Genomic DNA, 20,344 nt, shown 5'->3' on the forward strand with positions numbered 1-20,344 from the left:
ACCTAAGTTCTTATACTCTCCTTGATTTTCTTTTATCCACCTCCATATCTCCATAGTTAATATAATTTTATAGTCTTAATTAAAGTTATGTTTACGGCTTATTTTAAATTTTCTTGCAGAAAACTGATATCTTAACTACGCGATGGTTTGATGTTTCGCTGAGTCTGGTATAGTAGCGCACGTATTGAACGCTGTATTTCACAACGTTTCTCGAAATTGCTAATTAATATGTGCTCGTGTGAGTAATCTATTAATTAGTAATTATAAAAATGGGTTAGCTGATACTCGGCTAGCAAAGAACACATTGTAACGGTTTTATCATGATATCTAATTTATTTACCAAGATTTTTGGTAGTCGCAATGACCGCACTATTAAAAATTTAAGAAAGACGGTCGCGCTGATCAACGCGCTTGAAACGCAACTTGAAGCGCTTTCAGACGAAGATTTAAAAGCCAAAACAGCAGAGTTTAGAGAGCGTTACGATAACGGACAAAGTCTTGATGACATTCTACCAGAAGCATTTGCTGTGGTACGTGAAGCATCAAAACGTGTAAATGGTATGCGTCACTTTGACGTGCAGTTGCTAGGTGGTATGGTTTTACACCAAGGCCGCATCGCAGAAATGCGTACTGGTGAGGGTAAAACCCTTACCGCAAGTTTACCAGCATACTTACGTGGTATAACGGGTAAAGGTGTTCACGTAATTACCGTGAATGACTACCTTGCCAAGCGCGATGCTGAAACTAACCGCCCATTATTTGAATTTTTAGGTTTAACTGTTGGCTGTAACGTACCGGGTATGATGCCGCAACAGAAAAAAGAAGCCTACGCCGCTGATATTACCTACGGTACCAATAACGAATTTGGTTTTGATTACCTGCGTGACAATATGGCGTTTAGCATTAACGAACGCGTGCAACGTCCACTTTACTATGCGGTAGTCGATGAAGTTGACTCGATCTTAATTGATGAAGCCCGTACTCCACTGATTATCTCAGGCCCTGCTGAAGATAGCTCGCAGTTATATGCTGAAATCAATACCATAGTTCCGCTTCTTGAGTTACAAGAGAAAGAAGACGAAGAAGGTATTGAAGGCGATGGTGATTTCACTATTGATGAAAAAGCCAAGCAAGTTCATTTAACTGAACGTGGTCAAATTAAAGTTGAAGAATTACTGATTGAACGTGGTTTGATAGCTGAGGGCGACTCGCTTTATTCTGCTGCGAGTATTACCCTGCTTAGCCATATTTATGCGGCATTACGTGCCCATAAGCTGTATCAAAAAGACATTGATTACGTTGTAAAAGAAAACGAAGTAATCATTGTTGATGAACACACTGGCCGTACAATGGAAGGGCGTCGTTGGTCTGAAGGTTTACATCAAGCTGTTGAAGCAAAAGAAAATGTAAAAATTCAAAACGAAAACCAAACGTTAGCGTCAATTACATTCCAAAACTACTTCCGTATTTACGATACCCTTGCAGGTATGACTGGTACTGCCGACACTGAAGCATTTGAGTTTCAGTCAATCTACGGTCTAGATACTGTTGTTATGCCAACTAATAAGCCGATGATCCGTGAAGATCGCGCTGATTTAGTTTACTTAACGCAAGAAGAAAAATACGAAGCCATTCTAATCGATATTAAAGATTGCCAAGAGCGCGGCCAGCCAGTATTGGTGGGTACGATTTCAATCGAAAGCTCTGAATATTTATCGCAATTTTTACGTAAAGAAAAAATCAAGCACAACGTACTTAATGCTAAATTCCATGCCCAAGAAGCAGACATCGTTGCCGATGCTGGTTTACCAGGCACAGTAACAATCGCAACTAACATGGCTGGTCGTGGTACTGATATCGTGTTAGGCGGTAACTGGAATAGCGAAGTTGAAAAACTTGAAAACCCAACTGATGAGCAAATCAAAGCGATTAAAGAAGCGTGGCAAATTCGCCATGATGCAGTAATTGCTGCTGGTGGTTTACATATCATTGGTACTGAGCGTCACGAATCACGCCGTATCGATAACCAGTTACGTGGTCGTTCTGGCCGTCAAGGTGACGCCGGTTCAAGCCGTTTTTACCTATCGATGGATGACGCATTAATGCGTATCTTCGCTGGTGAACGTATGACTAATATGATGCGTAAACTAGGTATGCAACGTGGCGAAGCGATTGAGCATCCATGGGTTAACCGTGCCATTGAAAACGCGCAACGTAAAGTTGAAGCACGTAACTTTGATGTGCGTAAACAGTTGCTTGAATACGATGATGTAGCAAACGACCAACGTCGTGTTGTTTACTCACAACGTAATGAGTTGCTTGAAGAAGGCGATATTTCAGAGACGATCACGGTTATTCGTGGCGACGTATTGGGCAACACTATTGACCAATATATTGCACCACAAAGTTTAGCTGAAATGTGGGATATTCCGGGCCTTGAAGAGCGCTTAAAACAAGACTTCTTAATTGAGTTACCGATTACACAATGGTTAGCTGACGATAACAAACTTTACGAAGAAAAGTTACGTGAGCGTATTGAAGAGTCAGTAGAGCAAGCTTATAAACAGAAAGAGCAACAAGTTGGCGATTCTGTACTTCGTCAGTTTGAAAAAGCAATCATGCTACAAAGCTTGGATCAACATTGGAAAGATCACCTTGCTGCGATGGATCACCTTCGCCAAGGTATTCATTTACGTGGCTATGCGCAAAAGAATCCTAAGCAAGAGTACAAGCGTGAGTCGTTTGAGTTGTTCTCTGAAATGCTTGAGAACCTGAAAATTGATGTAGTTAGTATTTTAAGTAAAGTACAAGTACGTGCTGAAGAAGATGTTGAAAAAATTGAAGAGCAACACCGCCAAAGTGAAAATGCTCCTCGTGAATATCAACATGAAGAAGTTGAGCACGTAGGCGGCGAAGCACCAAAAGGTGCGGTCGTAACATCACGCGCAGAGCCAAAAGTTGGCCGCAACGAACCTTGCCCATGTGGCTCGGGTCAAAAGTTCAAACAGTGTTGTGGTAAGTTAAAATAACCAAATGTTATAATTAACAATTAAAAAGCGACGCCTGCGTCGCTTTTTTTGTTTGTAAGATTAAATATCGGGCGAGTGGCTTGCCACCGTGATATTCAATATTGTATCGGAGTTTGTGCGTCAGCAAGCTTAACGCCTACGGTGTTAAATTGTATTCTGGTGTTTAATCACTTGTAGGCGAGTGGCTTGCCACCGCGTTTTAAATGTGGCTCGGTGTTGGTGCGTCAGCAAGCTTAACGCCTACGGGTGTTAAAGTTTATCTCGGTGTTAAATCACTTGTAGGCGAGTGGCTTGCCACCGCGATATTCAATATTGTTTCGGTTTTTGTGCGTCAGCAAGCTTAACGCCTGCGGTGTTAAATTGTATTCTGGTGTTAAATCACTTGTAGGCGAGTGGCTTGCCACCGCGATATTCAATATTGTTTCGGTGTTTTTGCGTCAGCAAGCTCAACGCCTACGGGTGTTGCATTTTACTCTGGTGTTTAATCACTTGTAGGCGAGTGGCTTGCCACCGCGATATTCAATATTGTTTCGGTGCTTTTGCGTCAGCAAGCTTAACGCCTACGGGTGTTAAACTTTACTCTGATGTTTAATTAATTACTTGTAAGCGCGGCTTTATGCCGCGCGGTTTTAATTAAGGTATTACGATGAATAAGAAAATTGTGCATGTAGCGGTGGGGGTTATCAAAGCAGATAACACACTATTTATCTGTAAGCGCCCTGACGATAAACACCAAGGTGGTTTGTGGGAGTTTCCGGGCGGCAAAGTAGAAGCTGGCGAAACTGTATTCGAAGCACTAAAGCGCGAGCTTCAAGAAGAAGTAGGTTTAACAATTAATAGTTCAAGCGAGCTGATGGTTATTGAGCATGATTATGGCGATAAATGTGTAAAACTCGACGTGCATTTAGTTACTGATTTTAGCGGCCAAGCCCATGGCGCAGAAGGTCAGCAAAGTGCATGGGTCGCGATTGATAAGTTAGACGATTACAATTTTCCTGCCGCCAACGTAGAGATTATCGAAAAAATAAAAGTGGATGTTTAAATTTACCTAGGCGAGTGGCTTGCCACCGCTTTTTTAAAATGTGGTGTGGTGTTTTGCGTCAGCAAGCTCAACGCCTACGGGTGTTAAATTTTACTTTGGTGTCTAATTAATCACTTGTAGGCGAGTGGCTTGCCACCGCGTTTTAAAATGTGGTGTGGTGTTTTTGCGTCAGCAAGCTTAACGCCTACGGTGTTAAAGTTTACTTTGATGTGTAATTTATTACTTGTAGGCGAGTGGCTTGCCACCGCGTTTCAAAATGTGGTGTGGTGTTTTGCGTCAGCAAGCTCAACGCCTACGGGTGTTAAATTTTACTCTGATGTTTAATTGATCACTTGTAGGCGAGTGGCTTGCCACCGCGTTTTAAAATTCCGTGTTTATTAAGAAAGCTCAATCTTTACTGGAGGGATCTCGATTAATTGCTATATTTACTTGTAGTTAATTGAGGGAAAGTAATGGTTGATACCAGTAAGCGGACTAAAGGGCGATGCTCGATAATTAATCATTATTACTCAGTTACAATTTGTACTGAAAATAGAATGCAGCTTTTTTGTGATTTTGATAGTAGCTGTTTAATTATGAGGGAGTTACATTTTTTTTCGCATTCGGGAAACCTTAAGACAATTTGTTTTTCATTAATGCCTGATCACTTGCATTGGCTATTTCAGCTTAGAAATACTGATGATTTATCCAAAGTTATTGGTCAATTTAAAAGTATTACTACGATTAAATTGAACCGTTATTTACTTTCTAGCGGAAAAATTTGGCAAGCTAACTTTTATGATCACAAGCTTAGATCTGATGACGATTTACTTAACCAAGCTAGATATATAGTTGCAAACCCGCTCAGGGCTGGCTTGGTTAAAAGTGTGGGTGATTATCCATTTTGGAATTGTGTATATTTAAACTAATCCCAGTACATCTAATCTACTCTTTCGTAATATGCCACCGCGTTTTAAATGTGGTGTGGTGTTTTGCGTCAGCAAGCTCAACGCGTACGGGTGTTAAATTATACTTTGGTGTCTAATTAATTACTTGTAGGCGAGTGACCTGCCATCGCGTTTTAAAATGTGTTGTGGTGTTTTGCGTCAGCAAGCTTAACGCCTACGGGTGTTGCATTTTACTCTGGTGTTTAATTAATTGCTTGTAGGCGAGTGGCTTGCCACCGCGTTTTAAATGTGGCGTGGTGTTTTTGCGTCAGCAAGCTCGACGCCTACGGGTGATAAATTTTACTTTGGTGTCTAATTAATTACTTGTAGGCGAGTGGCTTGCCACCGCGTTTTTAAAATGTAGCTCGGTGTTTGTGCGTCAGCAAGCTTAACGCCTACGGGAGTTAAGTTGTACTTTGGTGTCTAATTAATCACTTGTAGGTGAGTGGCTTGCCACCGCGAAAAGAGTTGTTTTTTTAGATAATTTGGTGTGCTGTGCTTTTTAGACTATATTTTAAGCAAGGATAATTTTAGGAATAAGTATGCGCGAGAACCTTCCTGTCACGAAGACTGAAAGAACATTTCCAGATGATTCTAAGCTCATTTCTGTAACAGACTTAAAAGGTCAAATTGTTGATTGTAATGATGAGTTTGTAGCCATTAGTGGTTTTACTAAAGAGCAATTAATAGGTCAGCCCCACAATATTATTCGTCATCCAGATATGCCCTCTCTTGCTTATAAAGTTATGTGGGAGCATTTAAAAGCTGGGAAGTCTTGGATGGGCTTAGTTAAAAATCGTTGTAAAAATGGTGATTTTTATTGGGTTGATGCCTATATAACTCCTGTGACTGAGGGTGGTAAGGTCACGGGTTATGAGTCGGTACGTTCTTGTCCTAGCAGAACTGATGTTAAGCGGGCGGAGGCGCTATATAAAAACATAGTAAAGAATAGCAAACAGCTAAGTTTGCCGATTGCGGTGGAAAATATCGCTTTGATTATTGTCACTATTGCATCAGTGTTGTTATTTACTATGGGTTGGCAAAGTCCGGCATTATTGCTTTTTATTGCTGCTATTTTAGGTTATGCAATATGGGGACTAGTAGCCAAAAAACGTATGGTTAATGCACTTTATGAAATGTTATCAGGGGCATTTTCTCATTCACTGGCGGTTAGCAGTTACACTGATGACACGGGGGAGTTGGGTCATTTAAAGGTGGCAATTAAAAGTCAACAAGCACACTTAGGAGCTGTGATCACACGGATTGAGAATGAGTCAAAAAGAGTGTCGCAGCAGTCAGATATTGGTGAACGCTTAACCAAGACCATGCTTGATAAAATTGAGCAACAGCAAAATGAAACCATGCAAGCTGCGGCGGCAATGAATCAAATGGCCACCACGATTGCTGATGTGGCAAAGCATGTTACTGATACCGCATCACATGCTGATATTGCAAACGAATTGACTATTAAAGGCGGTCAAATTGCGAATGCCACACAGCAAGCTATTGAACAGCTCCGCGATACTGTTCTTGAAATCAGCGAATCCGTACAGCGAGTTTCTGAGCAAACCAAAAATATTGCCGAAGCTGCGCAAATAATCGAACAAATTGCTGAACAAACCAATTTATTAGCACTCAATGCCGCCATTGAAGCTGCGCGTGCTGGTGAGCAAGGGCGTGGCTTCGCAGTGGTAGCCGATGAAGTTCGTAATTTAGCTAAACGTACTCAAGATTCCACTAAAGATATTTATGACATAGTGAATGAATTAACAACACGGGCTACAAGAGCTGTCGATGTTGCAGAAAAAGGTGGTAAAAATGCCCAGCATGGTCTCAATCAAGTGCTGCAAAGTAGCGAAATGCTACAAGGTGTATCTGAAGCTGTAGGTGAAATTGCGAGTATGTCGACCCAAATGGCGACTGCTGTTGAACAACAGTCACATGTTGCTGAGGACGTGAATCAGCAAATTCTTCGCATTTCAGAGTTAGCTAATTACAGCTTTACTGATGCAAAAGATACCGCTGAGGCTATTTCATTATTAAAAACAGTATCGGAGGCGCTGCACGAGCTAGTGGTAAGGTTTAAATAATCAGCCTGAGCTTCAGATAATAAATTAATACGTTTGTAAGTTTTTTAATCCAATCTTAGATAATCAATGACTGCTAAAGCAGTGTGATAGATAACCGTATTAGAGTTTTGATACGAATTGTTACATATTCGATTTTATTGTTGCTCCGATGAGGTTTATGATGGGATCAGCGAGCAGCTTATTATTAAGCTGCTTAAACGGTTTGTATTATCAACAATAATGATTTACGGGATTCCCATGAAAAAAATATCGCTCACTGCAGCAAGTATTGCACTTGCGCTGGGCCTAGTTGGCTGTGGTGAACAACAAGATGTTAAAGCGCCAGAAAGCAATGCTGTTAGTGAAGTGAAAACAGCTCTTAATTCAGGTATTGAATTAGCAAATATAGATAAGTCGGTCCGTGCGCAGGATGATTTTTATTATCACGTTAATGGTCAATGGTTGGCGACGACTGAGATCCCTGGCGATAAATCAAATTACGGTTCATTCTCACAATTGTATGACGACTCGCAAGCCGCAATGAAAACAGTGCTTGAACAAGCGGCTGCTAACACAGCTGCTAAAGCCGGAACTGATGAATACAAGCTAGGTGCGTTCTTTAAGAGTTACATGAATGAAGCTAAGCGTGATGAATTAGGTATAACACCGCTAAATGGCCCGTTAACTGCTATTGATGGTGTTAAAAATAAGTCTGATTTAGTCGCACTTATGGCGCAAATACGTATTCAAGGTGGCGCGGTGCCATTTGGTTGGTATGTAAATAATGATGCCAAGAACTCGAGTGAAAATGCATTATATGCGTATCAATCAGGCCTTGGCTTACCGGATCGTGATTATTATTTAAAAGATGACGAAAAGTTCACTAAAATTCGTGCCGCATACCAAGTTTACATTGCTGACGTTCTAAAACGCGCTGGTGTAGAAAAAGCCGATGAAGCTGCTAAAGCAATTATTGCACTTGAAACCAGTATTGCTGATGCACAGTGGACGCGTGTTGAAAGTCGTGATGCTACAAAGTCTTATAACAAAATGAGCGTGAGTGATGCAAGTAAGCTAACAGGTGAGTTTGACCTTGCTGAATACTTCAAAGCGTCTGGTGTAAACGTACAAGATATTATCGTCAGTCAGCCTAGCTACTTTGAAAAATTTGCCGATATTTATAAAACGACAGATCTTGAAACGTGGCAACAATACCTTAAATTTCATTTAGTAAGTAACTATGCAGGTATATTAGATAAAGATCTGGTTGATTTAAACTTTAACTTTTACAGCACCACATTGCGCGGCGTAAAAGAGCAAACTCCGCTTTGGAAACAAGCCGTGGATGCATCAAATGAAGTGTTAGGTGAAATTTTAGGAAAAGTGTACGTTAAAGACAATTTCCCGCCAGAAGCAAAAGCGCGCATGGAAGAGTTAGTTGATAACGTGATCAAAGGCTATGGCGTTGCGATTGAAAATCTTGAGTGGATGAGCCCTGAAACCAAGCTTGCTGCGAAAGAAAAGCTCGACAAATTTACCCCAAAAATTGGCTACCCAGATAACTGGAAAGACTATTCACAGTTAAGCATTAATGCGGATGATTTAGTTGGTAACTATATTCGCCATAGTGAATGGGCTTATGCCGATATGATTGACAAGCTAGGTAAGCCAGTGGATCGTTCTGAATGGCACATGACACCACAAACAGTAAATGCTTACTATAACCCGGTGAATAACGAAATTGTATTCCCTGCGGCAATTTTACAACCACCATTTTTTAACTTAGAAGCTGATGATGCGGTTAACTACGGTGCAATTGGTGCGGTAATTGGTCACGAGTTAGGGCATGGTTTTGATGACCAAGGTGCTAAGTATGATGGTGATGGTAATTTACGTGATTGGTGGAGCGAGTCAGACCTTAAACAGTTTGAAGAGCGCACTGGTCAGTTAGTTGCACAGTATAACGAGTATCAACCATTTGCAGATGCCAGCGTTAATGGTCAATTGACCTTAGGTGAGAATATTGGCGATTTAGGTGGCCTAACGGTTGCTTTCACTGCTTATCAGTTATCGCTAGGTGGCGATAAAGCGCCAGTGATTGATGGTTATACCGGTGATCAGCGCTTCTTTATGGGCTGGTCGCAAATTTGGCGTCGTAAATACCGTGACGAAGAGCTACGTAACCGCCTAATGACAGACCCGCATTCACCAAGCCATTACCGCGTGATCGGTATCTTGTCGAATATGCCTGAGTTTTATCAAGCATTTGACGTTAAAGAAGGCGACAAAATGTATATCAAACCAGCTGATCGCGTAAAAATTTGGTAATTAGTTTTTATTAGTTTGATGATTAAACGGTGGCTTAGGCCGCCGTTTTTGTTTTGAGGGGGAGTAAAAGGTTAAAGGTTAAAGAGAAAGGGGCTAGGTGCTAGGGAAGTGACTAGGAGCGCGTTGCTCGAAGCCCATGGCATTTACCCTCATTGTCTTCTCTTTGTGCGTCAGCAAGCTTAACGCCTACGGTGTTAAAGTTTACTTTGATGTGTAATTAATCACTTGTAGGCGAGTGGCTTGCCACCGCATTTTAAATGTGGAACGGTGTTTGTGCGTCAGCAAGCTTAACGCCTACGGGTGTTAAATTTTACTTTGATATGTAATTTATTACTGGTAGGCGAGTGGCTTGCCACCGCATTTTTAATGTGGCGTGGTGTTTGTGCGTCAGCAAGCTTAACGCCTACGGGTGTTAAATTTTACTTTGATGTTTTAATTAATTACTTGTAGGCGAGTGGCTTGCCACCGCGTTTTTAAAATGTAGCTCGGTGTTTGTGCGTCAGCAAGCTTAACGCCTACGGGTGTTAAATTGTACTTTGGTGTTTAATTAATTACTTGTAGGCGAGTGGCTTGCCACCGCGATATTCAATATTGTTTCGGTGTTTGTGCGTCAGCAAGCTTAACGCCTACGGGTGTTAAATTTTACTTTGATGTGTAATTAATCACTTGTAGGCGAGTGGCTTGCCACCGCATTTTAAATGTGGAACGGTGTTTGTGCGTCAGCAAGCTTAACGCCTACGGGTGTTAAATTTTACTTTGATGTTTTAATTAATTACTTGTAGGCGAGTGGCTTGCCACCGCGTTTTAAATGTGGCGTGGTGTTTATGCGTCAGCAAGCTTAACGCCTACGGGAGTTAAGTTGTACTTTGATGTTTAATTAATCACTTGTAGGCGAGTGGCTTGCCACCGCGTTTCAAAATGTGGCGTGGTGTTTTTGCGTCAGCAAGCTTAACGCCTACGGTGTTAAAGTTTACTTTGATGTTTAATTAATTACTTGTAGGCGAGTGGCTTGCCACCGCGAAAGGTTAAAAAGGTACTGGATGCTAGGGAAGTGACTAGGTGCTAGGCTAGAACCTATCCCCTAAAACCTAACTCCGATAGCTAGATCTGGCGGTTGAAACTGGTAAACTCAGCTTTATTAAACGTTAAAGCTGATTAAAAATGAAAAAACATCATCTAAGTTTAGTCGTCCTCGCGGGTGGCTTGGGTACTCGCTTTGGTGGCAATAAACAAATCGCTGAGATTGCTGGGTTGGGTTGTACCATTATGGAGTTGAGTATTGCTGATGCTGTTGCCGCAGGAGTAACTCAGGTTGTATTAGTGATCAATCAGGCTGTGCGCAGCGAGATTGAGCAAGTGATTTTACCGCGCTTACCAACGGGGATTGATGTTGTGTTGGTTGAACAACACATTGATTTAGTGCCAGAACAATTCCAATTACTTGCACAACAGCGAAGTAAGCCTTGGGGCACCGGGCATGCTTTATTATGCGCTAAAGATCATGTTCATAACCCCGCGATCGTCATCACAGCCGATGATTATTATGGCGCGTCGTCATTTTTATTACTCGCTGAACATTTTAAAAACCTGACTAGTTGGGCTATGGTGGGTTACCCAATTATTGATACTTTGTCAGATCAAGGAGGGGTGAATAGAGGCGTATGCCAAGTTAAAAATAACCAATTAATTGATGTTGTTGAGTATTTAAATATTCAGCACGAGAACGGTCAAATAATGGGTGACAATCCGCAGGGGCTCCGTGAGAAAATTGCCGTGGATGCGTTGGCATCAATGAGTTTTTGGGCAATTACGCCAACATTTTTTGACCGCCTAGAAGCAGGCTTTGACGAGTTTCTGCAAAAGTATGACAACGGTGTCAGAATGGAGTATTATTTACCCGATCAAGTTCAACAAGCGATCACATCTAATCAACAAATAGTTACCATATATACCGCAAAAGAGTCGTGGTATGGAGTGACTTATAAATCAGAATTACAGGATGTTACAGGTAAATTATATGAATTACGTCACGGATGAACTAGCCCCGATCTTGCCTTTTCCAGGGCACAACAATAGCGAAGTAAGTATGAAGTCAAATTCCATTGCGGTTTACTTGTCTGAGAGTTTTGGTCTTGGTAGTGAAAAAATCAGCATGAAGCCAATTGGTAGTGGTCACATAAATAGCACTATGCTATTAACTGCACCAAAAAAATCATTAGTTGTTCAAAAACTAAATACCGAGGTTTTTCCTGAACCAGATATGTTAGTTAAAAATGCTCGTTTAATTGAACGTCATTTAACTAAAAAACGTCAATTAGGCGAGTATGATTTAGCAATCATCCGCCATGTTCCTACAGTTGAAAATAACTATTTAGTTGATTGTGATAACGGTGTTTGGCGCGCACTCGAATTTATTGGCGGCAGTTATAGTGAAGATGTAGTTTTAAATACTTCACAAGCGCAAACTGCAGCCAATGCATTTGGTCAATTTGCTGTTGCTTTAGAAGACTTTGATGCCAAACAACTACATCAAGTTATTCCTGATTTTCATAATTTAGCGATGCGCGCTGAAAAGCTCAAAGCTGTGGTTGCAAAAGATCCACAGCAGCGCTTAGCCAGCTGCCAAGCTGACGTTGATTTTTGTTTCGCGCAATTTGGCTTAATTGATGAGCTTAAAGCATTGACGGGCATTGTACCGGTTCGACCATGTCATAATGATACTAAAATTAATAATATGCTGTTTTGTAATACATCAAATGATGCCAAAGCAGTGATTGATTTAGACACCTGTATGCCTGGTTATTGGTTGTATGATTTTGGTGATATGGTGCGTACTTTTTGCTCTCCTGAACAAGAAGATTCAACGGATTTAGCTAATGTATGTGTGCGCGAAGAGATTTTTGCAGCGGTAGTCAAAGGTTATGTAGAGCCTTTGAAAGACTTGATTACCGAACAAGAAAAACAAAGCTTTTGGTTAGGCACTAAAGTAATGACCTTTATGATTGGCCTACGTTTTTTAACTGATTACATTGACGGTGATCATTATTTTTCAATCAAGCATGCTAACCACAACTTAGAACGTGCGCAAAATCAGTTTGCTTTATATCGTGATATTCTCGCAAAAAAAACCACGCTTAAAGCTATTTTAAGAGATGTGTGATTTTTTTCAGTTAAAGGGCTAGGTTGTAGGTTGTAGGGGGAAGTGAAATATCTTCTCACTAACACTCATTCACTTCTCTTTGTGCAAAAATGGTTTTCGTAGGAGCCGGCTTTAGCCGCGAACGAAAGATTTAAAAGATTCATTCACAAATAGGTTAAGAGGCGCGTTTAAAATTGCGCGAGGTAAACTCCTGCCTACGGTTGGCATTGGTGCTTGGGTTGTCGTAGGCGCGGCTTATAAAATTCATGGCTAAAGCCATTTCCTACATCGTCGATTGAGATTGGTTAAATACCAAGGGTTAAGGTTAATTCTAACTCCTTCTTTTCCTATGCTATCCATCCCCATCTGCTTTACCTCCCAAGCTGTTTTAGGTAAGTTAAAACTAGATTAGTTCTAGGATAATAATAATGAAGCAGTTTAATCGTCGAGATTTTTTAAAAGCCGCGAGTGCTACGGCAGCGGCTAGTGTGATTTCAGGATGTGCCACGGGTACTCAAAGTGGCGTTATTACTCCCCCAGCGCAAGGGCGCTCTGTAATTGGTCTTGTCGCGCCAAAAATGGATGTAGTACGGGTTGGGTTTATAGGCTTAGGGCAGCGTGGTTTTGGCCACGTAAAGCGTATGAGTCATATTGCTGGTACAGAAATTAAAGCAATATGTGATACCCATGACGAAGTATTACAGCGTTCAGCTAACTACCTCACTGACAAAGGGTTGGCTAAGCCTGCACTTTATACTGGCGACGATAATGCCTATCAAGCAATGCTTAATCGCGATGATATTGATATTGTGATTATTTCTACGCCATGGTCGTGGCATGCACCGATGGCAATCGATACCATGAATAGTGGCAAGCATGCTTTTGTTGAAGTGCCATTAGCATTGACGGTTGAAGAAATGTGGCAACTAGTTGATACCGCTGAGCGCACGCAAAAGAACTGTATGATGATGGAAAATGTCAACTATGGTCGTGATGAGTTAATGGTATTGAATATGGTTCGCCAAGGCGTGTTTGGTGAGCTGCTACATGGTGAGGCGGCGTATATTCATGAATTACGTTGGCAAATGAAAGAGGTGGAGCATAAAACTGGTTCTTGGCGTACCGCTTGGCATGCAAAACGAAACGGTAATTTGTATCCAACGCACGGTTTAGGCCCTGTGTCACAATATATGAATATTAATCGCGGCGATCGATTTGATTTTTTAACCTCAATGAGTTCACCGGCACTGGGCCGTAGCGCCTATGCAAAGAAAGAATTTCCAGCCGATCATCAACGTAATCAGCTTAATTATATTGCTGGCGATATGAATACCACGCTTATCAAAACAGTAAAAGGGCGCAGTATTATGGTTCAACATGATACCACTACGCCACGGCCGTACTCGCGCCATAATTTAATTCAAGGCACTAACGGTGTGTTTGCTGGTTTTCCAAATCGTATTGCGCTGGAAGATGGTGGTTCGAAGAGCTTCCATGAGTGGGATTACGAAATGGCTGATTGGTATAAAAAATACGACCACCCACTGTGGACCAAAATGGGCGAAGAGGCAGAGCGTAACGGCGGCCATGGCGGCATGGACTTCTTAATGTTTTGGCGGATGATTTATTGTTTACGCAATGGCGAGGCGCTTGATCAAGATGTTTACGACGGCGCTGCTTGGTCTGTTATATCACCGCTGTCAGCACAGTCAGTTAGTAATCGTAGTGCGTCAATTGATATTCCAGATTTTACCCGCGGGGCGTGGCAAAGTGCCAAACCGCTAGGAATAGTTGGTTAAATGCTAAGAGTTGCGCGAGGCAAACTCGCGCATATTGTATTTGCGTCAGCAAGCTTAACGCCTACAGGTGTTAAATTTTATCTCGGTGTTAAATTTACTTTGATGTTTAATTACTTGTAGGCGAGTGGCTTGCTACCGCGTTTTGAAATGTGCTCTGGTGTTTTTGCGTCAGCAAGCTTAACGCCTACGGTGCTAAAGTTTATCTCGGTGTTAAATTTACTTTGATGTTTAATTAATTACCTGTAGGCGAGTGGCTTGCTACCGCGTTTTGAAATGTGCTCTGGTGTTTTTGCGTCAGCAAGCTTAACGCCTACGGTGTTAAGGTTTATCTCGGTGTTAAATTTACTTTGATGTTTAATTAATTACCTGTAGGCGAGTGGCTTGCCACCGCGTTTCAAAATGTGGCGTGGTGTTTTTGCGTCAGCAAGCTTAACGCCTACGGTGTTAAATTTACTTTGATGTTTAATTACCTGTAGGCGAGTGGCTTGCCACCGCGTTTTAAATGTGGAGTGGTGTTGGTGCGTCAGCAAGCTTAATGCTTACAGGGTTTTAATTTGCTGCGAGGGAGGCGTTACTGCTTACTAAACGGTAACTGCCTATAAATAGCGGGTGTTTCTACCCAGACTGAATATAGGCAATTCATTACTACACTAAATGTAGTTTAGCGCATGATACTTTCTTTAAGATATTGAAATAGCTCTTTATAGCCTTTAGCTGGCTTTTCAATTTTTACTTCTTTTGCCGCATTACGCACCAATTGACGTAACTTTTGACGATCAATACTCGGGTATTGCTCAATGGTTTGATTGACTAAATCATCACCTTGGGCAATTAAATCATCGCGTAATTGCTCAATCTTTTTAATCATCACTTCGGCTTGATTATTTTTATTCAACATAATGTCGATAATAGCGTTGATCTCTTCGATATTCTCAACGGTACGCAAAGTTTTTGCGATGTAATTTAAGTGACGACGATATGCATCACTTTTGTTACTGATTTTGTCTGCAACAACCATTGCCGCTTTTAAATCGTCATTTAAGGGTAAGCGCTCGCGCTGTTTTTTCCCCATTTTGGCAATTTCAGCACCTAACTGATGAAACTCTTGCGCTTCGCGCTTTAGCTCACTTTTTGATATATAGATAATTTCTTCTTCAATTTCAGCAGGCTTGCCTTTTTTCTTCGCCATGGGGTACTCATATGATAACGTTAACTGCAGTCATTATACCCAAACCACCTCAAGATGCGAGTTTCAGTTGGAGTTAAAAGCGATTTAGGCAAGGCATTGATTGCAAGTAATAGTGGTTCTATTGTTAAAATCAATAACGCAGTATAAATCGCTTTTAAACCAACCCGTTGGGCGTTTCACAGGCACTTACTCTCATCGTTGTTACTTCTTAAAAGGGACTGCCATTCTTGCAAAGTAACGCCTTGATATTAAGCCCCTGTGAAACGCTGAATTCTGTATCTTGAGGTGGCTTGGGTATATACGTGATTCTTTTAATGATTAATATTAGCTGATGCAATGCAGTGAGTGTGTTAGCATTTAAGTATTATGATTGCGCATGCAAAACGCTCCAAGCTCAGGACTAAAAATATGAAAAGCCAACAGCAAGATCCTATTTATACTCAAATTTCTCAAATAAAAGATGCCGTTGCAGAGGTTTTAGAACACGCGAAAAAACTCGGTGCTACTGGCGCTGAAGCGGCGATGTCGAGCACCTCAGGTTTATCAGTTAGTACCCGCATGGGTGAAGTCGAGACCATTGAATTTAACCAAGATGGTGGGCTGGGGATCAGTGTGTACGTTGGTAATCACAAAGGCTCTGCGTCAACAGCTGATTTAAACCCAAAAACACTGCGTACAGTGGTAGAGAAAGCCATTGATATCGCTAAGTTTACTTCAGATGATCCACATAATGGCGTAGCCGATAAAGATCTACTTGAATTTGCTCCGCTTGACTTGGATTTATACCACCCGTGGGATGTCAGCCCTGAGCAGGGTATTGAACTGTGTCATGCTGCAGAGCAAGCGGCGCTTAATGCCGATGCGCGTATTGTTAATTCAGATGGCGCCAGTTTTTCATCGCATCAAGGTTTACGCGTATATGGTAATAGCCATGGTCTAATCACAGGTTACCCGCGTACTCGCCACAGCATTAGTACTATGGTGATTGGTAAAGATGGTGAGCAAATGCAGCGAGATTCAGCTTATACCGTAGCGCGAGACCAAGCTGGTTTGAAAGATGCTGCGGCAGTAGGTTTAGAGGCTGCGAGTGAAACCCTTGCTAAGCTCAATAGCAAAAAATTAGGTACCATGAAAGTCCCAGTTGTTTTTCGTGCAGATATCGCTAATTCATTGTTTGGTCACTTGGTGTCTGCAATAGGTGGTGGTGCGCTGTATCGTAAATCGAGCTTTTTGCTGGATAGCCTTGGCACGCAAGTATTTAATAAATGCGTTAATATTTCAGAGCGCCCGCATATTTTAAAAGGTTTAGCGTCTTCACCATTTGATAGTGAAGGAGTAAAAACCATCGACCGTGAAATCATTCAAGGCGGTGATCTGCAAACTTACTTATTAGCGAGCTACGCAGCCCGAAAAATGAATATGACACCTACCGGTCATGCTGGTGGTATTCATAACTGGTTAGTTGAACAAACTCATGCTGATTTAGCTGCGCTGTTAAAAACAATGGGCACCGGTTTATTGGTCACTGAGTTAATGGGCCAAGGCGTTAATACCGTAACCGGTGACTACTCGCGTGGCGCTGCCGGTTTTTGGGTTGAGAATGGCGAAATACAATACCCTGTAAGCGAAATTACCATCGCTGGTAAACTGCAAGATATGTTTAAAGGCATTAGCGGCATAGGCGGTGACATAGAGCGCCGTGGTGGAATTCAGACCGGTTCGGTATTGATTGAACAAATGCAGATTGCGGGAAGCTAGGTTAAAGCTTTAAGTCTTAAGCTATAAGTTTTAATTTGCGTAGGCGCGGCATTATACCGCGCTGTTTTATTTAGACGTTAGATGGAGCTAGTCTCTGCCTTTAGCCTTTAACCTAGTACCTTTCACTTATTAAATCTTTTATAAAAAACACTTTACCTCAACGTTACTTGAGGTTTTATTGTGGCTTTAATTACTTAAATAAAGGAATTTAATTATGTATTTAGAGCATGTAAATTTGGTAGTCGATGATGTTGAAGCTATGCTGCACTTTTATAAGGCGGCTTTTCCGTACTGGTCTATAAGAAGCCAAGGCGAAGGGGAGTGGTACGGTAAACCACGAAAATGGTTACACTTTGGCGATGATTTTCAGTATTTAGCATTGAGTGATCATGGTGAACAACATAACCGTGACTTAACCGGACATCAAGTTGGCTTAGCGCACTTTGCTTATGTTACGAATAATATTGCTGCAGTAATTTCGCGTTTAGAAAGCGCTGGTTACAGTATTGATAAGCCAGGTGCGGTAAATCCCTTTCGTAAAAATGTGTATTTTATTGACCCCGCAGGGTTTGAAATAGAGTTTGTTGAATATTTAAGTGACATTCCTAGTGAGCGTAATAATGATTTATAACATTAGTTTCGCGTCAGCAAGCTTAACGCCTACGGGTGTTAACGTTAATCTCAGTGTTTAATTACTCACTTGTAGGCGAGTGGCTTGCCACCGCGATATTCAATATTGTTTCGGTGTTTTTGCGTTAGCAAGCTTAGCGCCTACGGGTGTTAAGCTTTAACTGTGTTTTATCCATTAATGTTTATTGATATCTTGCCAACTGGTTTTAAGGCTGTTGGCGAATGAGACAAACTTTTCTTTAATGGTGCGCTTAATTTTAATTTCCACAGAGCCCAGAATAACTTTTCCTTCGATAGTAATGGTTGGCCCTTGGTGTTTATTCAGTGACACTGATTTGTTTTCAACACTACCAATAATACTGAACAGTTTTGATACAACATTGACGTGTTCTGGCACATAAATTTCATCATTGCCTAGTAAGCAATTGACATGGATGGTGATATTTTGATGCTGAAATATGGCGTCAGTGAAATCAAGTTCAATAGATCCAAGTAAGTTCGTCAGGTGGATTTCTTTTGGTACTACCCATTGCCCACTGCGCTCGTTTGATCCTAAGATACTTCGCAAGTGCAATGTTTCATCGCTGCTTTTATTACTATAGTTTGGGCTAAACTGCGCACGTTTTTCCCACTGGTAATTACTATCGGTTGTTAATTCTAGGTCACTTACCAAATCAATTAAGCTTTGGTTATCTTTCGCAGCCATTGCCTGATCTAATCGACGCTCAAAAGCATCAGCTGAAATAACAGCATGACTGTAGTTATATATTAATTGATCAATAACTTGTTCACGCACTTGCTCAATTGGGCGATCTTCTAATTTTACAGTCATGATGTATTCCTTATAAGTGATGCTGTTGGTGTATTTTACGATTGTCAGTACTGCAATAGTTAAAGCAAAGCTTAGGCCATTTATTAATTAGCTTAGTAATCAATAATTTAAATTTATTTTCGTTAGGTGCGCTTGTTATATTAACGACAGATTAACGAATAATGCTATTAAATGGTTAATTTTGCAACGACCAGAATAAATTACCGAGCAGTCTGTAAATAATTACCAAGACTAAAGCTAGTACTATATAAAAATAGATGTAAGCGATTGATTTTAATTGTTTTAAAAGTTGGCTTGATGTTCGCATTAATCATATTGTCTTTAATCAAAAGGAGAAAGATTATGAAAACATTTAACAAATCTATTATTGCAGCGTTAGTTCTTGGTACAACCGCTATGGGTGCTCAAGCAAATAGCTGGGAAAATGAAAGTAAAGATGCTTGGATTGATGGTAAGGCAGAAACGGTTCTGTTAATGAACACTAACTTAAAAAACTTTGACATTAACACTGATGTAAAAAATGGCAAGGTTGTACTAACTGGTAAAGTTGAAAGTGAGCTTGATAAAGAGTTAGCGGAAGAGCTTATCTTAAGTCTAGATGGTGTAACTGATGTTGATAACGAGCTAACGGTCGTTAAAAACACGGATACAAAAAGCAAGAAGATGAAATCAGATAGCACAGAAAGTGATTTAACGGATGCTAAAATTACTACCGTTATTACAACACGCTATTTGTTTAACTCTGAAGTAGGCGGTACGGATATTGACGTAGATACCGATAAAGGTGTGGTAACGCTAAATGGTACTGTTGGTTCGGATGCTGAAAAACAGCTAGCGGTGAAAATTGCTAAGAATGCTGAAGATGTTCGCGATGTAGTTGATAACTTAACTATTGTAGCTGAATAATCTATAAGCCACGAATGCCCAGTTATGCTGGGCTTTCTTATACAAATTTCAGGGAGTGAGAGTCATGGATTTAATACGAATTATATTTTCAGTGCTTATTCCACCACTTGGTGTATTTTTACAAGTTGGTTTAGGTGCTCAATTTTGGATTAATATTTTGTTAACATTACTAGGGTATATTCCTGGTCTAATACATGCAATTTATATAATCGCACGTCGTTAGAGTCACAGTGTTAAATATAACAAGGATGAACAGCCAATAGATGGCAAGGAGTAACATTATGGATAACGTATTAAGGAAAAACCAACAAGGGATCGTAAAAAGCGCAAAGCCACTTTGGACGGCACAGCAATGGAAGGAGCTAATGAATAGCGCATCAAGGAGCGAAGTAAAAGCAGCAAGGAATGGGCTTTAAATATCAGAGTATATAAATATCAAATACTAGAAGGATTTTGCTAGGATGTTATATATCAAAATTATAAGTGCATGTTGTTATTTTAATTAAGAACATCCACTTATAACCTTCCCCAAGAATGTTTAACCTCTCATTTTATTATAGTCATAGACTGGTCGATCACCGCGTTTTGAAATGTGCCCTGGTGTGTTTGCGTCAGCAAGCTCAACGCCTACGGGTGTTAACGTTAATCTCAGTGTTTAATTACTCACTGTAGGCGAGTGGCTTGCCACCGCGTTTTG

General features: G+C 40.9%; 16 protein-coding genes. 14 read left to right on the forward strand and 2 right to left on the reverse strand.

The window, feature by feature from the left end:
• Positions 1–320: 320 nt before the first annotated feature.
• From secA to H5163_RS18835, 9 genes are all read left to right on the forward strand, one after another.
• Positions 321–3,029, forward strand: coding sequence for a preprotein translocase subunit SecA (gene secA / locus H5163_RS18795; protein WP_182732376.1), 2,709 nt, complete (start codon positions 321–323; stop codon positions 3,027–3,029).
• 203 nt (positions 3,030–3,232) lie between these two features.
• Positions 3,233–3,373: a hypothetical protein gene (locus H5163_RS18800; RefSeq protein WP_182735734.1), complete on the forward strand. Its 141-nt coding sequence runs from the start codon at positions 3,233–3,235 to the stop codon at positions 3,371–3,373.
• A gap of 302 nt (positions 3,374–3,675) precedes the next feature.
• Positions 3,676–4,071 (forward strand): 8-oxo-dGTP diphosphatase MutT, encoded by a 396-nt coding sequence (mutT, locus tag H5163_RS18805; RefSeq protein ID WP_149980579.1) that lies wholly within the window; start codon positions 3,676–3,678, stop codon positions 4,069–4,071.
• A gap of 452 nt (positions 4,072–4,523) precedes the next feature.
• Entirely contained in the window at positions 4,524–4,979 is a 456-nt protein-coding gene (locus tag H5163_RS18810; RefSeq protein ID WP_182732378.1) for an REP-associated tyrosine transposase, read from the forward strand.
• 560 nt (positions 4,980–5,539) lie between these two features.
• A complete protein-coding gene (locus H5163_RS18815; RefSeq protein ID WP_182732379.1) occupies positions 5,540–7,087 on the forward strand; it encodes a PAS domain-containing methyl-accepting chemotaxis protein in 1,548 nt (515 codons plus the stop codon).
• A gap of 237 nt (positions 7,088–7,324) precedes the next feature.
• Positions 7,325–9,394 carry a M13 family metallopeptidase gene (locus H5163_RS18820; RefSeq protein ID WP_182735735.1) on the forward strand — a complete coding sequence of 690 codons (2,070 nt, stop codon included), beginning with the start codon at positions 7,325–7,327 and terminating at the stop codon, positions 9,392–9,394.
• Positions 9,395–10,555: 1,161 nt separating this feature from the next.
• Positions 10,556–11,431 (forward strand): NTP transferase domain-containing protein, encoded by an 876-nt coding sequence (locus tag H5163_RS18825; protein ID WP_182735736.1) that lies wholly within the window; start codon positions 10,556–10,558, stop codon positions 11,429–11,431.
• 49 nt (positions 11,432–11,480) lie between these two features.
• Positions 11,481–12,554: a phosphotransferase enzyme family protein gene (locus H5163_RS18830; RefSeq protein WP_182735740.1), complete on the forward strand. Its 1,074-nt coding sequence runs from the start codon at positions 11,481–11,483 to the stop codon at positions 12,552–12,554.
• A gap of 407 nt (positions 12,555–12,961) precedes the next feature.
• Positions 12,962–14,332, forward strand: a complete 1,371-nt coding sequence (locus H5163_RS18835) for a Gfo/Idh/MocA family protein (RefSeq protein WP_182735737.1) — start codon at positions 12,962–12,964, stop codon at positions 14,330–14,332.
• Positions 14,333–14,993: 661 nt separating this feature from the next.
• On the opposite strand, the gene yjgA is transcribed toward H5163_RS18835, so the two are convergent.
• Positions 14,994–15,521 carry a ribosome biogenesis factor YjgA gene (gene yjgA, locus H5163_RS18840; RefSeq protein ID WP_182732384.1) on the reverse strand — a complete coding sequence of 176 codons (528 nt, stop codon included), beginning with the start codon at positions 15,519–15,521 and terminating at the stop codon, positions 14,994–14,996.
• A 408-nt stretch (positions 15,522–15,929) separates the two neighbouring features.
• Between yjgA and pmbA the strand changes: the two genes are divergently transcribed.
• Both pmbA and H5163_RS18850 read left to right on the forward strand, forming a co-directional pair.
• Complete coding sequence (pmbA, locus tag H5163_RS18845; protein ID WP_145236716.1) at positions 15,930–17,279, forward strand: metalloprotease PmbA; 1,350 nt, start codon at positions 15,930–15,932, stop codon at positions 17,277–17,279.
• A gap of 214 nt (positions 17,280–17,493) precedes the next feature.
• Entirely contained in the window at positions 17,494–17,910 is a 417-nt protein-coding gene (locus H5163_RS18850; RefSeq protein ID WP_145236719.1) for a VOC family protein, read from the forward strand.
• Between the two features lie 174 nt (positions 17,911–18,084).
• Here H5163_RS18850 and H5163_RS18855 read toward each other — a convergent pair whose 3' ends face one another.
• Positions 18,085–18,741, reverse strand: coding sequence for a LiaF domain-containing protein (locus H5163_RS18855; RefSeq protein ID WP_145236722.1), 657 nt, complete (start codon positions 18,739–18,741; stop codon positions 18,085–18,087).
• Between the two features lie 342 nt (positions 18,742–19,083).
• On the opposite strand from H5163_RS18855, the gene H5163_RS18860 reads away from it, so the two are divergent.
• From H5163_RS18860 to H5163_RS21410, 3 genes are all read left to right on the forward strand, one after another.
• Positions 19,084–19,647, forward strand: coding sequence for a BON domain-containing protein (locus H5163_RS18860; RefSeq protein ID WP_182735738.1), 564 nt, complete (start codon positions 19,084–19,086; stop codon positions 19,645–19,647).
• A 64-nt stretch (positions 19,648–19,711) separates the two neighbouring features.
• Positions 19,712–19,870, forward strand: a complete 159-nt coding sequence (locus H5163_RS18865) for a YqaE/Pmp3 family membrane protein (RefSeq protein ID WP_064667813.1) — start codon at positions 19,712–19,714, stop codon at positions 19,868–19,870.
• A gap of 58 nt (positions 19,871–19,928) precedes the next feature.
• On the forward strand, positions 19,929–20,063 hold the full coding sequence (locus H5163_RS21410) for a hypothetical protein (protein ID WP_259397404.1): 135 nt from the start codon (positions 19,929–19,931) through the stop codon (positions 20,061–20,063).
• Positions 20,064–20,344: the final 281 nt, after the last annotated feature.

Source organism: Pseudoalteromonas sp. SG44-8, from assembly GCF_014164125.1.
In the GTDB taxonomy this organism is placed as follows: domain Bacteria; phylum Pseudomonadota; class Gammaproteobacteria; order Enterobacterales; family Alteromonadaceae; genus Pseudoalteromonas; species Pseudoalteromonas rhizosphaerae.

Excerpts from the sequence above, each read along its gene's own strand:
- H5163_RS21410 (WP_259397404.1), top strand. The coding sequence starts at position 19,929 with ATGGATAACGTATTAAGGAAAAACCAACAAGGGATCGTAAAAAGCGCA.
- H5163_RS18815 (WP_182732379.1), top strand. The coding sequence starts at position 5,540 with ATGCGCGAGAACCTTCCTGTCACGAAGACTGAAAGAACATTTCCAGAT.
- H5163_RS18865 (WP_064667813.1), top strand. The coding sequence starts at position 19,712 with ATGGATTTAATACGAATTATATTTTCAGTGCTTATTCCACCACTTGGT.
- H5163_RS18835 (WP_182735737.1), top strand. The coding sequence starts at position 12,962 with ATGAAGCAGTTTAATCGTCGAGATTTTTTAAAAGCCGCGAGTGCTACG.
- H5163_RS18830 (WP_182735740.1), top strand. The coding sequence starts at position 11,481 with ATGAAGTCAAATTCCATTGCGGTTTACTTGTCTGAGAGTTTTGGTCTT.
- H5163_RS18855 (WP_145236722.1), bottom strand. The coding sequence starts at position 18,741 with ATGACTGTAAAATTAGAAGATCGCCCAATTGAGCAAGTGCGTGAACAA.
- H5163_RS18860 (WP_182735738.1), top strand. The coding sequence starts at position 19,084 with ATGAAAACATTTAACAAATCTATTATTGCAGCGTTAGTTCTTGGTACA.
- yjgA (WP_182732384.1), bottom strand. The coding sequence starts at position 15,521 with ATGGCGAAGAAAAAAGGCAAGCCTGCTGAAATTGAAGAAGAAATTATC.
- mutT (WP_149980579.1), top strand. The coding sequence starts at position 3,676 with ATGAATAAGAAAATTGTGCATGTAGCGGTGGGGGTTATCAAAGCAGAT.
- H5163_RS18825 (WP_182735736.1), top strand. The coding sequence starts at position 10,556 with ATGAAAAAACATCATCTAAGTTTAGTCGTCCTCGCGGGTGGCTTGGGT.
- H5163_RS18820 (WP_182735735.1), top strand. The coding sequence starts at position 7,325 with ATGAAAAAAATATCGCTCACTGCAGCAAGTATTGCACTTGCGCTGGGC.
- secA (WP_182732376.1), top strand. The coding sequence starts at position 321 with ATGATATCTAATTTATTTACCAAGATTTTTGGTAGTCGCAATGACCGC.
- H5163_RS18850 (WP_145236719.1), top strand. The coding sequence starts at position 17,494 with ATGTATTTAGAGCATGTAAATTTGGTAGTCGATGATGTTGAAGCTATG.
- H5163_RS18810 (WP_182732378.1), top strand. The coding sequence starts at position 4,524 with ATGGTTGATACCAGTAAGCGGACTAAAGGGCGATGCTCGATAATTAAT.
- H5163_RS18800 (WP_182735734.1), top strand. The coding sequence starts at position 3,233 with ATGTGGCTCGGTGTTGGTGCGTCAGCAAGCTTAACGCCTACGGGTGTT.
- pmbA (WP_145236716.1), top strand. The coding sequence starts at position 15,930 with ATGAAAAGCCAACAGCAAGATCCTATTTATACTCAAATTTCTCAAATA.